Source organism: Pseudoxanthomonas japonensis, from assembly GCF_010093445.1.
In the GTDB taxonomy this organism is placed as follows: domain Bacteria; phylum Pseudomonadota; class Gammaproteobacteria; order Xanthomonadales; family Xanthomonadaceae; genus Pseudoxanthomonas_A; species Pseudoxanthomonas_A japonensis.
Map to the genome: position 1 here is coordinate 1 of NZ_PDWW01000032.1, position 12,002 is coordinate 12,002.

General features: G+C 67.9%; 13 protein-coding genes and 1 tRNA gene. 11 read left to right on the forward strand and 3 right to left on the reverse strand.

The features are described 5' to 3' along the window. The first annotated feature begins 38 nt into the window (after positions 1 to 38). From CSC78_RS16940 to CSC78_RS16950, 3 genes are all read left to right on the forward strand, one after another. Positions 39 to 114, forward strand: a tRNA-Thr gene (locus CSC78_RS16940). A gap of 103 nt (positions 115 to 217) precedes the next feature. Next, positions 218 to 1,606 carry a DNA repair protein RadA gene (gene radA / locus CSC78_RS16945; RefSeq protein WP_162339047.1) on the forward strand — a complete coding sequence of 463 codons (1,389 nt, stop codon included), beginning with the start codon at positions 218 to 220 and terminating at the stop codon, positions 1,604 to 1,606. A 93-nt stretch (positions 1,607 to 1,699) separates the two neighbouring features. After that, positions 1,700 to 2,275 (forward strand): hypothetical protein, encoded by a 576-nt coding sequence (locus CSC78_RS16950; RefSeq protein ID WP_162339048.1) that lies wholly within the window; start codon positions 1,700 to 1,702, stop codon positions 2,273 to 2,275. A 24-nt stretch (positions 2,276 to 2,299) separates the two neighbouring features. On the opposite strand, the gene CSC78_RS16955 is transcribed toward CSC78_RS16950, so the two are convergent. Further along, the gene (locus CSC78_RS16955; protein ID WP_162339049.1) at positions 2,300 to 3,091 is read right to left on the reverse strand and encodes a cytochrome C assembly family protein; all 792 of its coding nucleotides are present in this window, start codon (positions 3,089 to 3,091) and stop codon (positions 2,300 to 2,302) included. A 114-nt stretch (positions 3,092 to 3,205) separates the two neighbouring features. Between CSC78_RS16955 and ffh the strand changes: the two genes are divergently transcribed. The 8 genes from ffh to CSC78_RS16995 all read left to right on the forward strand — a co-directional run bounded on the left by ffh (position 3,206) and on the right by CSC78_RS16995 (position 8,599). Further along, entirely contained in the window at positions 3,206 to 4,576 is a 1,371-nt protein-coding gene (ffh, locus tag CSC78_RS16960) for a signal recognition particle protein (protein WP_162339050.1), read from the forward strand. Positions 4,577 to 4,695: 119 nt separating this feature from the next. Next, positions 4,696 to 5,496, forward strand: coding sequence for an aminotransferase class IV family protein (locus CSC78_RS16965; protein WP_162339051.1), 801 nt, complete (start codon positions 4,696 to 4,698; stop codon positions 5,494 to 5,496). A gap of 105 nt (positions 5,497 to 5,601) precedes the next feature. Further along, a complete protein-coding gene (rpsP, locus tag CSC78_RS16970; protein WP_162339052.1) occupies positions 5,602 to 5,859 on the forward strand; it encodes a 30S ribosomal protein S16 in 258 nt (85 codons plus the stop codon). A 38-nt stretch (positions 5,860 to 5,897) separates the two neighbouring features. Then, positions 5,898 to 6,425, forward strand: coding sequence for a ribosome maturation factor RimM (gene rimM / locus CSC78_RS16975; protein WP_162339053.1), 528 nt, complete (start codon positions 5,898 to 5,900; stop codon positions 6,423 to 6,425). Positions 6,426 to 6,488: 63 nt separating this feature from the next. Continuing rightward, entirely contained in the window at positions 6,489 to 7,247 is a 759-nt protein-coding gene (gene trmD, locus CSC78_RS16980; protein ID WP_162339054.1) for a tRNA (guanosine(37)-N1)-methyltransferase TrmD, read from the forward strand. A gap of 149 nt (positions 7,248 to 7,396) precedes the next feature. Beyond that, on the forward strand, positions 7,397 to 7,798 hold the full coding sequence (rplS, locus tag CSC78_RS16985; RefSeq protein WP_162339055.1) for a 50S ribosomal protein L19: 402 nt from the start codon (positions 7,397 to 7,399) through the stop codon (positions 7,796 to 7,798). 104 nt (positions 7,799 to 7,902) lie between these two features. Beyond that, the gene (locus tag CSC78_RS16990) at positions 7,903 to 8,175 is read left to right on the forward strand and encodes a hypothetical protein (RefSeq protein WP_162339056.1); all 273 of its coding nucleotides are present in this window, start codon (positions 7,903 to 7,905) and stop codon (positions 8,173 to 8,175) included. 22 nt (positions 8,176 to 8,197) lie between these two features. Beyond that, positions 8,198 to 8,599: an RNA-binding S4 domain-containing protein gene (locus CSC78_RS16995; RefSeq protein ID WP_162339057.1), complete on the forward strand. Its 402-nt coding sequence runs from the start codon at positions 8,198 to 8,200 to the stop codon at positions 8,597 to 8,599. A 66-nt stretch (positions 8,600 to 8,665) separates the two neighbouring features. Here CSC78_RS16995 and CSC78_RS17000 read toward each other — a convergent pair whose 3' ends face one another. Together CSC78_RS17000 and katG are read right to left on the reverse strand one after the other, a co-directional pair. Next, positions 8,666 to 9,283 (reverse strand): DUF937 domain-containing protein, encoded by a 618-nt coding sequence (locus tag CSC78_RS17000; RefSeq protein ID WP_162339058.1) that lies wholly within the window; start codon positions 9,281 to 9,283, stop codon positions 8,666 to 8,668. Between the two features lie 151 nt (positions 9,284 to 9,434). Beyond that, a complete protein-coding gene (katG, locus tag CSC78_RS17005) occupies positions 9,435 to 11,681 on the reverse strand; it encodes a catalase/peroxidase HPI (RefSeq protein ID WP_162339059.1) in 2,247 nt (748 codons plus the stop codon). Positions 11,682 to 12,002: the final 321 nt, after the last annotated feature.

Genomic DNA, 12,002 nt, shown 5'->3' on the forward strand with positions numbered 1-12,002 from the left:
GACCCGCCCCCGTCCCAACCCCTAAAATTCGCGGCTCCGCCGGAATAGCTCAGTTGGTAGAGCGGCGCATTCGTAATGCGTAGGTCGTAGGTTCGATTCCTATTTCCGGCACCAGTCGTGACAAGGCCCCGCTTCGGCGGGGCTTTGTTTTTCCGGGTCTCGCCCGCGGAGACGGCGGGCCGATACAGTAGCCGCTCGCCGTCCCGACAGGTTCCCCGTGGCCAAGACCTCCGCCAAGTCCCGCACCGCCTACGTCTGCACCGAATGCGGGGCGGAGCACAGCAAATGGCAGGGCCAATGCGCCGACTGCGGCGCCTGGAACTCCCTCAGCGAGATCGTGCTGGAGCCCGCAGCGGGCGCCCCCGCCGCCGCTCGCCGCTCCGGCTGGGCCGGCAAGGCCGAGGCGCCGAAGATCACCGCCCTGAAGGACGTCCGCCACAGCGAAGAAGCGCGCGTGAGCACCGGTATCGGCGAATTCGACCGCGTGCTGGGCGGCGGCCTGGTGGAGGGCGCCGTGGTGCTGGTCGGTGGCGATCCCGGCATCGGCAAGTCCACCCTGCTGCTGCAGGCCCTGGCGCGTATGTCGGCCAGCCTGCCGGCCCTGTACGTCACCGGCGAGGAATCGCTGGCCCAGGTCGCCGGCCGCGCCGTGCGCCTGGACCTGCCGCTGGACAACCTGCAGGCGCTGGCCGAGACCGGCATCGAGAACATCCTGCAGCACGCGTCGGTGGCACGGCCCAAGCTGATCGTCGCCGACTCCGTGCAGACCCTGTGGACCGAATCGCTGACCGCCGCCCCCGGCTCCGTCAGCCAGGTGCGCGAGAGCGCCGCCCGGCTGGTGCGCTACGCCAAGGAGACCGGCACCGCCGTGTTCCTGGTCGGCCACGTCACCAAGGAAGGCGGCATCGCCGGCCCGCGCGTGCTCGAGCACATGGTCGACGCCGTGCTGTATTTCGAAGGCGAGAGCGGCAGCCGCTTCCGCGTGCTGCGCGCGTTCAAGAACCGCTTCGGCGCGGTCAACGAACTGGGTGTGTTCGCCATGGGCGAGAAGGGCCTGAAGGAAGTGCCCAACCCCTCGGCGATCTTCCTGTCCGGCAGCGCCCAGCAGCCCGGCAGCTGCGTGATGGTCACCCGCGAGGGCACGCGCCCGCTGCTGGTGGAAGTGCAGGCGCTGGTCGACAGTTCGCCGCTGTCGAATCCGCGCCGCGTGGCGGTGGGCCTGGAACAGAACCGGCTGGCCATGCTGCTGGCCGTCCTGCACCGGCACGGTGGCGTGGTGGTCGGTGATCAGGATGTGTTCGTCAATGTGGTGGGCGGCATCCGCGTGCAGGAAACCGCGGCCGACCTTCCCGTGTTGCTGGCCGTGCTGTCTTCGCTGCGCGACCGACCGCTGGCCGAGAAGACGATCGCCTTCGGCGAAGTGGGCCTGTCGGGCGAGATCCGCCCCGTGCCGAACGGCGAGGAGCGCCTGCGCGAAGCGGCCACACACGGGTTCAAGCGCGCCATCGTGCCCAAGGGCAACGCGCCGAAGTCGGGCACGTTCAAGGGGCTGGAGGTCGTCGCGGTGGAACGGTTGTCGCAGGCGCTGGAAGCGGCGGCGGAGTAGAGGCCGCGCAGCCCGGCGTGGCATGCTGGACGCGACCACGGCCAGTGGTCGTATGACGCCAAGGAGGCGACTGTGAAAGGAGTTTGCAGAGCGATGTGGATGCGTGCGGTGTGGGTATCGGTGCTGTTGTCGATGGCGCTGAGTGTGTCCGCCCAGGACGTGGTGGATCGCCTGAAGGTGCCGGGACCCATCGGGTTTTCCGGCGAAACGTTCCGCCTCGCGTGGACCAGCAATCCCAGTGATCGTCTTTACAAGCAGGAGTACCTGCCCGCCGGCCAGACACTGGAACGCTACGAAAGCATGCTGATGCTCGACCTGACCTTCGACGGCGCAACCCCGCGCCAGAAGGCGGCGGCGTTCGCCGCGACGCTGGACGCGCGCAAGTCCTCCGACCCGGTCGTGAACTACGAGGTGCTACTGGGCGACAACGGTGAGGTGATCCTCGACTTCCTGCTGTCCGCCAAGCCGGCGGGCGGCGACCTAATCGTCGAATGGAACGCCTACCGCTACAGCACTCTGGGCGATGGTGTGCAGATGGTGGGCATCAGCCGGCGTGCCTACGGCGACGCGGCGGAGGACTTCCTGCGCCATCGGCTCAAGGCGTTGCGGGAACACGACATCCGCGCGCTGGCGGCGCTGGAACTTCGTGCGACGCTGCCGGCGAAATAGGCTGGTTGGCGGAGGCGGGGTGGCTCAAGCCCGCCTCAACACCATTTCATAGACGAACTTGCTGCCGAAGAACGCCAGCAGCAACAGCACCATCGCGGCGAGCGTCCAGTGCACGGCCTTGGCGCCGCGCCAGCCGTAGCGCCAGCGGCCGACCAGCAGGGCGCCGAACGCCAGCCACGACATCACGCTGAGCACGGTCTTGTGGCTGAGCTTCTGCGCCAGGAAGTTCTCCACGAACAGCACGCCGGTCAGCAGCGTGGCGGTCAGCAGGATGAAGCCGACCGTGATCGTGCGGAACAGCAGGTCTTCCAGTTCGGTCAGCGGCGGCAGCGCGCGCAGCCACAGATGGAATTCGCGCCGGCGCAAGGCACGTTCCTGCGCCCACAGCATCACCGCCAGCAACGCGGCGATCGCCAGCGCGGCGTAGGCCAGCAAGGCCAGCCACGCATGCAGTTGCAGGCGCCAGTCCAGCCCGCTCGCGGCCTGGTGGCCGTAGACGTGGTAGATCGCCAGCAGTGCCGCGGCCAGCGGGAAGGCGACCACGCCGAGCGCGGCCATGCGGCCCTGGATCGCGACCAGCAGCGTCATCACCGCCATGCCCAGCGACACCAGCGACAGCGCGGCGAAGAAGTGCATGTCCGGCCCGCCAGGCGTACGCCACGCGACCAGCAGGTGGTAGGTGCCGTGCAGGATCACCGCCCCGAGCGCCGGCCAGACCCACGGACGCGGGGCATCGCCGGTGTCGCGGGCCACGGAACGGACCAGCAGGCCGGCGGCCAGCAGGTAGAGCGCGACGGCGATGAGAATCAGTGTCATCGGAGAAGTGTCGCACAGCGGCCACGCACGGCGCAGCGTCCGGACGACGCGGGACGGGCATGGCGGGCGGGACCGCTATAATCGCCGTCCGTTTTCCCTGGTCCTGCCTGCCCCATGTTCGAATCCCTGACCCAGCGACTCTCCGGCACCATCGAGCGCCTGCGTGGCCGCGGCCGCCTGAGCGAGGAGAACATCCGCGAGGCTACCCGCGAAGTGCGCATCGCCCTGCTGGAGGCCGACGTGGCCCTGCCGGTGGTGCAGGCGCTGATCGAGCGAATCAAGGTGCGTGCCGTCGGCCAGGAAGTGCTGAAGTCGCTGACCCCCGGCCAGGCGCTGATCAAGGTCGTTCGCGACGAGCTGACCGCGGTGATGGGCTCGCAGGCCAGCGACCTCAACCTCAACGTGCCCGCGCCCGCCGTCATCCTGATGGCCGGCCTGCAGGGCGCCGGCAAGACCACCACCGTCGGCAAGCTGGCCAAGCACCTGCGCGAGAAGCGCAAGAAGAAGGTCATGGTGGTCAGCGCCGACGTCTACCGTCCGGCCGCCATCGAGCAGCTGAAGACGCTGGCCCAGCAGGTGGACGTGCTGTTCTTCCCGTCGGATGCGGGGCAGAAGCCCGAGGCCATCGTGCGTGCCGCCATCGACGACGCGAAGAAGTCCTTCGTGGACGTGCTGCTGGTCGACACCGCCGGCCGCCTGGCGATCGACGAGGCCATGATGGCCGAGATCAAGGCGCTGCACGCCGCGGTCAAGCCGGTGGAGACGCTGTTCGTCGTCGACGCCATGACCGGCCAGGACGCGGCCAACACCGCCAAGGCCTTCAGCGAAGCACTGCCGCTGACCGGCGTGGTGCTGACCAAGACCGACGGCGATGCGCGCGGCGGTGCGGCGCTGTCGGTGCGCTACATCACCGGCAAGCCGATCAAGTTCATCGGCGTGGGCGAGAAGCCCGACGGCCTGGACGTGTTCCACCCCGAGCGCGTCGCCAACCGCATCCTCGACATGGGCGACGTGCTGTCGCTGGTCGAGCAGGTCGAGCAGAACGTCGACCGCGAGAAGGCCGAGAAGCTCGCCGCCAAGGTCATCAAGGGCAAGAAGTTCGACCTCAACGACATGCGCGACCAGCTGGAGCAGATGCAGAACATGGGCGGCATCAGCGGCCTAATGGACAAGCTGCCCGGCATGGGCCAGATCCCCGAGCACGTGAAGCAGCAGGTGCAGCAGGGCAAGGAGGTGCCGCGCATGATCGCCATCATCAATTCGATGACGAAGAAGGAACGCCGCAACCCGGCGCTGCTCAACGGCTCGCGCCGTGCGCGCATCGCCAAGGGCGCGGGCCTGACGCCGGCCGACGTCAACAAGCTGATGAAGCAGTACCAGCAGATGGAAAAGATGATGGGCAAGCTGGCCGGCGGTGGCATGAAGGGCATGATGCGCAACATGAAGAGCATGATGGGTGGCCGCGGCGGCATGCCGTTCCGTTGAGTCGTGTTTTTCTGTAGGAGCGACGTGAGTCGCGACCGGATCCTGTCGGTCTCCATGGTGTGTCCGTTCTCGCGGTCGCGACTCACGTCGCTCCTACAGGGGAACCAGGAGTCGCTTGCATGACCTCGGCCTTCCTCAACGGCAAGCCCGCCACCGCCGACGACCTGCGAGCGCTGGCGTTGGCCAACTACGGTCACTTCACCTCGATGCAGGTGCGCGACGGCGCGGTGCAGGGCCGCGCGCTGCACCGGCAGAGGCTTGAGGAAGCGACCTTCATCCTGTTCGGCACGCCGCTGGACGGCAACGATGCGTTGAAGCAGGCAGCGCAGGCGATGGAGCGTGCCGGCCTGCGCGATGCGTCGGTCCGCATCACCGTGTTCTCCACGCGCTTCGATTACCGCGACCCCGCACGCGTCGTCGCGCCCGACGTGCTGGTGACATTGTCGCCGGCCGCCTCGGGTGACAAGCCGGCGCTGCGGGTGAAGTCGTATCCGTTCGTCCGCCCGCTGCCGCAGGTCAAGCACGTAGGCACGTTCCCGTTGTTCCACTACCGCAGGCAGGCCCTGGCGGACGGCTACGACGACGCGCTGTTCGTCGATCCGGCGGGGCAGGTGGTCGAGGGGTCGATCTGGAACCTGGGCCTGTGGGACGGCCAGTCGGTCGTCTGGCCCGAGGGGCCGGCGCTGCGGGGTACGGCGGAGCGACTGCTCCAGATGGCGCTGGAAGAGGCAGGGGTCCCGCAGCGGCGCGCCACGGTCAGGCGGGACGAACTGGGGGACTTCCGGGCCGGATTCGCCTGCAATGCCAGTGGTTTGCAGGCGGTGGAGGCGGTCGATGCCGTCGCATGGGGGGCTGATATCGCCCTGATGGCACGTGTGCGGGCAGCGCTGGACCCGGTCCCGTGGACGCCCGTGGGCTGACCCGCCGGATCACCGGTCCCCGCGGGGTTTTCCTGACCGATTCAATGGCTTAGAATAGCCGGCTTACCTCGCCATTCTGGCGACTGGGCAACACTGGAAAACACCATGGTCAAGATCCGTCTCACCCGCGGCGGCGCGAAGAAGCGCCCCTTCTACCACATCATCGTGACCGACTCGCGCAGCGCGCGTGACGGCCGCAACATCGAGCGCGTGGGTTACTACAACCCGGTCGCCGCCGGCGCCGAAAAGCGCGTCGAACTCGACATCGCCCGTGTCGACCATTGGGTCGGCAACGGCGCGCAGCTGACCGAGAAGGTCCGCAACCTGTACAAGGAAGTCGCCAAGTCCGCCACGGCGGCCTGAGTGACCAGGCCGCGCGCATCGCGCGGCCGTTTGTTCGCATGAACACCGAGCGCCCACCGACCCCGCAGAAAATGATTCTGCTGGGAAGGCTTCTGGGCGCTTTTGGCGTGCGCGGCCAGATCAAGATCGAATCCTGGACCGAGCCGCGCGACGCCATCTTCCGCTACCAGCCGTGGACGTTGCGCGATGCCGCCGGCGTCGAGCGCGAGCTGAGCGGTGCGCGCGGCAAGGCCTCGGGCAAGCATCTGGTGGCGACGCTGCCGGGTGTGGAAGACCGCGACCAGGTGGAAGCGATGCACGGGCAGGAAATCCTCGTCCCGCGCGCCGCATTGCCGCCGCCGAGCGCGGGCGAGTTCTACTGGGTCGATCTGGAAGGCCTGCGTGTCTTCCATGTCGACGGCACCGATTTCGGCACCGTTTCGCACCTGTTTTCGACCGGCGCCAACGATGTGCTGGTCGCGCGCGGCGATCGCGAGCGTCTGATTCCGTTCGTCGAACCCGACTACGTGCGCTCGGTGGATTTCGAGGCTGGCGTGGTCACCGTCGACTGGGATCCTGACTTCTAGCCGCCTCGCAGGCGACCGCACACGCGGGTACCCTGCGTTCCAAACGAGTTGCAGCCGATCGCCATGCGCATCGACGTCATGACCCTGTTCCCCGACTTTATCGCCCAGGCCGCGGCCGTGGGCGTGGTGGGACGTGCGCAGGAGCGGGGATTGTTGTCGCTGCACGGCTGGAATCCGCGCGACTACGCCAGTGGCGGCTACCGGCGGGTCGACGACCGTCCGTTCGGCGGCGGCCCGGGCATGGTGATGATGATCGAGCCGCTGCAGGCCTGCCTGTCGGCAGTCCGGGCCGCGGATGCAGCGCCGGCCCCGCTGATCTACCTGAGCCCGCAGGGCACGCCGCTGACGCAGAAGAAGGCGCGCGAACTGGCCGCGCTGCCACGCATGATCCTGCTGTGCGGGCGCTACGAAGGCGTGGACGAGCGTTTCCTTGAGGCCGAAGTGGACGAGGAGATTTCCATCGGCGACTACGTGCTGTCCGGCGGCGAGCTGGCCGCAGCGGTGCTCATCGACGCGGTCGGCCGGCTGCAGGACGGTGCGCTGAACGATGCCGATTCGGCCGTGCAGGACAGTTTCGAGGGCGATGGTCTGCTGGACTGCCCGCATTTCACCCACCCGTCCCGCCATCCGTTGGGCGAGGTGCCGGCCGTGCTGCGTTCGGGCGACCACGCCGCCATCGCCCGCTGGCGGCGGCAGCAGGCCTTGGGCCGGACCTGGTTGAGGCGGCCCGATTTGCTGGACGAAGCCGGCCTGTCCAAGGCCGACAAGGCCCTGCTGGCGGCGTTCCGGGCTGGCCTGGCAGGCGGCGACGGGGCAGGGTAGCCAGCCCGGCCGGGAATCCGGTAGAATGCGCGACCCTTGGGCGGTTCTCGCCCGGGATCCCATAAGAATATCGTGCAGCGCAATCCGGCGACTGCATCAGTTTTCCGCTGTCGCAAGACACGATCACGCATACAAGCATTGGTGCCAACATGAGCAAGCTCCTCCAGGAATTCGAAGCCTCCCAGATCACGCGCGAGCTGCCCGCGTTCGGCCCCGGTGACACCGTGGTCGTCAACGTGAAGGTCAAGGAAGGCAACCGCGAGCGCGTGCAGGCGTACGAAGGCGTCGTCATCGCCAAGAAGAACGCCGGCCTGAACTCCGCCTTCACCGTCCGCAAGATCTCGCACGGCTACGGCGTCGAGCGCGTCTTCCAGACCCACAGCGCCTCGATCGACTCGGTCGAAGTGAAGCGCCGCGGCAAGGTCCGCGCCGGCAAGCTGTATTACCTGCGCGACCTGGAAGGCAAGGCTGCCCGCATCAAGGAAGACCTGGCCGCCAATGCCGCCGCCAAGGCCGCCCGCCAGGCTGCTGCTGCCGCTGCCGCCGAGTAATCCGGCGCAAGCGCATCGCAGGAACGGCCACCTCCGGGTGGCCGTTCGCGTTTCCGTCGGAGGCATTCCGGTGCAGACTGGCGTCCACGGCAACGGAGCGCGCCATGCACCCGAAGCGAGTCCTTCCCCTAGGCGTCATCCTGATGCTCGCGGCCTGCGCGAGCGACCCGGTGGCGGCAAACGATCCCCACGTCGCGGCGCCGTTCGCCTGGTGCGCAGACGAGGCACGCGCCGCCGCTTCGCAACCGATGCCGAAGAACGCCACCGCCACGCAGCGACAGGCGGCACGCGATTTCCACATGTCCAAGGCTTGCCAGCGTACGTACGAGCACAAGGCTGAGCTGCCGATTCCCGCCGTCCCTTCGCGCCTGCCCTGAGGCGACCGTACGTCTTGTTCCGATGACCGAATCCAACGACGCTTCCGTCCGCCTCGACCTGTGGCTGTGGGCGGCCCGTTTCTTCAGGACACGCAGCCTGGCCAAGCAGGCCATCGAGACCGGCAAGGTGGACGTGGCCGGGCAGCGCGCGAAATCGTCGCGCGCGGTGCGCGTGGGCGACGCGCTGGTGGTGACGCGCGGCGATGACGTGTTCGAGATCGAAGTCCGCGCGCTCAGTGACAAGCGCGGTTCCGCGACGGTCGCGCAGGCCTTGTACGCGGAGTCGGAATCCTCTCGCGAGCGGCGTGCCGCCGCGCTGGCGGCACGGCAGGCGGAACGTGCGGGCTACCAGGCGCCGCAGTCGCGGCCGGACAAGCGTGCGCGGCGGTTGATCCGCGCGCTGGGCGATATCGACGCGCTGTAATGGCGCGACAAAAAAAGGGCGCCGATGGCGCCCTTTCTTTTCACTGCTTCGATGCGGGCGAGCGGATCAGCGTCCGCCACCGAACATGCCGCTGCCGATCTTGAGGATGTCGCCCAGGCCCAGTTGGCCATCGCCATCCTGGTCGAGCACGGCACCGAGCAGGCCGCCGCCGAGACCGCCCTGCTGCTGCGCAACCTGCCGTTCCTGTCCGAGCACCTGGCCCAGCGCGCTCGGGTTCGCGTTGCCCTGGCTCAGGAAACGCTGGGCAAGGAACGACAGCACGATCGGTGCGAGGATCTTCATCAGCATCGCCGACTTGTCGCCGCCGAGGCCGGTCGCCTGTCCCAGGCTGGCCTCGGCACGCGGCTGTGCGCCGCCGAAGATATGGCCGAGGATGGCAGCACCATCGGTCTGCCGGCTGGGGGTCGAACCACCGCCCAGGACCGCACCCAGCACGCTACCCAGGTCCAGGCCGGCGTGGTCGTTCTGCAGCGCACCGAACAGGGCTTCCGCACCCTGCGGCTGCGCGGCGTTCTTGCCCAGCGCGCCCAGCAACAACGGCAGGGCCGCCGCGACCGCGCCGGACGCCTGCATCTGCCCCACGCCGAGTTGCTGCGACACCTGCTGCAACGGTGCGCCCTGCAGTTGGGCGAAGAGTTCTTCTGCGAGTGACTGGTTGCTCATTGTGCGGCTGTCCTCCTGGACGAGTGTGATAGTGACCACGGCCATCCTAGCGCCAAATTATGTGATCCACGCCTCACAATTGCGTCCGCCGACCGGCGGGCCAGCATGCGGTCCGCACATCGGGCGATATGCGGACCGGTGCTTCCGAGGGTCAGCGCAGGTCGAAGCGATCCAGCTCCATCACCTTCGTCCAGGCGGCGACGAAGTCCTCGACGAATTTCGCCTGGCCGTCGCTGCTGGCATACACCTCCGCCAGCGCACGCAGCACCGAGTTGGAGCCGAACACCAGGTCGGCGCGCGTGCCTGTCCACTTCACAGCGCCGTTCTTGCGGTCGCGGCCTTCATAGCCATTGGCGCCGGTCGCCTTCCACTCCGTGCCCATGTCGAGCAGGTTGACGAAGAAGTCGTTACTCAGCGTGCCGGGCTTGTCGGTGAGGACGCCATGCTGGCTGCCGTCCGCATTTGCTCCCAGCACGCGCAGGCCGCCGACCAGCACGGTCATCTCGGGCGCGGTCAGCGTCAGCAACTGCGCGCGGTCCACCAGCAGGTGTTCCGCCGGCACCGCCGACCGGCCCTTGAGGTAGTTGCGGAAGCCATCGGCGAACGGTTCGAGCACGGCGAACGATTCCACGTCGGTCTGGTCGGCGCGTGCATCGGTGCGGCCCGGATGGAACGGCACGGTCACGGCATGGCCGCCGGCTTTCGCCGCCTGCTCGATGCCGACGCCGCCGGCCAGCACGATCAGGTCGGCCAGCGAGACTTTCTTGCCGCCGGCGGCATCCAGGTTGAACTCCATCTGGATGCGTTCCAGCGCCTTCAGCACCTTCGCCAGTTGGTCGGGCCGGTTGACCGCCCAGTCCTTCTGCGGCGCAAGCCGGATGCGGGAGCCGTTGGCGCCGCCACGCTTGTCGCCGCCGCGGAACGTGGACGCCGACGCCCACGCGGTGGACACCAGCTCCGCGACCGACAGGCCGGAGGTCGCGATCTTCTGCTTCAGCGCATCGACATCGCCGGCGTCGATCGTCGCGTAGTCCGCCTTCGGCAGCGGGTCCTGCCACACCAGCTCTTCCTTCGGCACTTCCGGACCCAGGTAGCGGGCACGCGGGCCCATGTCGCGGTGGGTCAGCTTGAACCAGGCGCGCGCGAAGGCCTCCGCGAAGGCCTGCGGATTTTCCAGAAAGCGCTTGGAGATCGGGCCGTAGATGGGATCGAAGCGCAGCGACAGGTCGGTGGTCAGCATCTTGGGACGCTGCTTCTTCGTGGCGTCGTGCGCGAACGGCACGTCTTCCGGCGCGTCCTTGGCGACCCACTGGTGCGCGCCGGCCGGCGACTTCTCCAGTTCCCACTCGAAGCCGAACAGGTTCTCGAAGAACTTGTTGCTCCACAGCGTCGGTGTCTGCGTCCAGGTGACCTCGATGCCGGAGGTGATGGTGTCGCCGCCGCGGCCGCTGCCGAACTTGTTGTGCCAGCCGAAGCCCTGCGCTTCCAGTTCATCGGCTTCGGGCTCGGCGCCGACGTTGTCGGCGGGGCCGGCACCGTGGGTCTTGCCGAAGGTGTGGCCACCGGCGATCAGGGCGACGGTTTCCTCGTCGTCCATCGCCATGCGCGCGAAGGTGTCGCGGATGTCTTTCGCCGCCAGCAGCGGATCGGGATTGCCGTCGGGGCCTTCCGGGTTGACGTAGATCAGGCCCATCTGCACGGCGGCGAGCGGGTTTTCCAGACGGCGCGAATGGACATCGCCGTCGGCGTCGTCATCGGACACCAGCACGCCCTTGTCGCCCGGCTTCTCGACGCCGTCGGAGCCGTGCGCATAGCGGATGTCGCCGCCCAGCCAGGTGGTCTCGCGGCCCCAGTACACGTCCTGGTCCGGCTCCCACACATCCTCGCGTCCGCCACCGAAACCGAACGTGCGGAAGCCCATCGTCTCCAGCGCCACGTTGCCGGTGAGGATCATCAGGTCGGCCCAGGAGATGGCCTGGCCGTACTTCTGCTTGATCGGCCACAGCAGGCGGCGCGCCTTGTCCAGGCTGACGTTGTCCGGCCAGCTGTTGAGTGGGGCGAATCGCTGCTGCCCGCGACCGCCGCCGCCGCGACCGTCCTGGATGCGATAGGTGCCCGCGCTGTGCCACGCCATGCGGATGAAGAGTCCACCGTAATGGCCGAAGTCAGCCGGCCACCAGTCCTGCGAGTCCGTCATCAGGTCGCGCAGGTCCTTCTTCAGCCCGTGGTAGTCCAGCTTGTTGAAGGCCTCGGCGTAGTCGAAGTCGCCCGCCAGCGGGTTGGAGCGCGACGAATGCTGGTTGAGCAGATCCACGCGCAGCTGGTTGGGCCACCAGTCGCGGTTGCCGGTGCCGCCGCCGGCGGTCTGGTGGAACGGGCACTTCGATTCGGTGGTCATGGGTTTCCTTCCTCTGGTCGTCGGGTGTGGGTGGGAACGTCGGTGAAGCGGATGGGGTGCAAGGCGGTGCGCCGCGCGACAGGTCAATCGCGTGGTGGGGCAGGAGAGCGTGGGGGATGCCGGCAGGGCGGCAACGTGGGCACTCGCATGGCTGACGTCCTTCAAGGGCGTTGGCGGATGGCGACCAGACTAGGCAGTGCGAACGATCAATGAAAATCGTTTGTGGCGAAGGGTTCGATAGCGCCTTTCAATGGTGCGTTGCGCCATCGCGATGCGTTTCGTCGCCGCAGCACGATACTCCGCGTGCGTTACGCGGATGTT

Bases quoted from the DNA above. Each gene is read 5' to 3' on its own strand.
- CSC78_RS16995 (WP_162339057.1), top strand. From the start codon at position 8,198: ATGACCGAATCCAACGACGCTTCCGTCCGCCTCGACCTGTGGCTGTGG.
- CSC78_RS16950 (WP_162339048.1), top strand. From the start codon at position 1,700: ATGTGGATGCGTGCGGTGTGGGTATCGGTGCTGTTGTCGATGGCGCTG.
- rpsP (WP_162339052.1), top strand. From the start codon at position 5,602: ATGGTCAAGATCCGTCTCACCCGCGGCGGCGCGAAGAAGCGCCCCTTC.
- CSC78_RS16965 (WP_162339051.1), top strand. From the start codon at position 4,696: ATGACCTCGGCCTTCCTCAACGGCAAGCCCGCCACCGCCGACGACCTG.
- CSC78_RS16955 (WP_162339049.1), bottom strand. From the start codon at position 3,091: ATGACACTGATTCTCATCGCCGTCGCGCTCTACCTGCTGGCCGCCGGC.
- trmD (WP_162339054.1), top strand. From the start codon at position 6,489: ATGCGCATCGACGTCATGACCCTGTTCCCCGACTTTATCGCCCAGGCC.
- rplS (WP_162339055.1), top strand. From the start codon at position 7,397: ATGAGCAAGCTCCTCCAGGAATTCGAAGCCTCCCAGATCACGCGCGAG.
- ffh (WP_162339050.1), top strand. From the start codon at position 3,206: ATGTTCGAATCCCTGACCCAGCGACTCTCCGGCACCATCGAGCGCCTG.
- rimM (WP_162339053.1), top strand. From the start codon at position 5,898: ATGAACACCGAGCGCCCACCGACCCCGCAGAAAATGATTCTGCTGGGA.
- katG (WP_162339059.1), bottom strand. From the start codon at position 11,681: ATGACCACCGAATCGAAGTGCCCGTTCCACCAGACCGCCGGCGGCGGC.
- CSC78_RS17000 (WP_162339058.1), bottom strand. From the start codon at position 9,283: ATGAGCAACCAGTCACTCGCAGAAGAACTCTTCGCCCAACTGCAGGGC.
- CSC78_RS16990 (WP_162339056.1), top strand. From the start codon at position 7,903: ATGCACCCGAAGCGAGTCCTTCCCCTAGGCGTCATCCTGATGCTCGCG.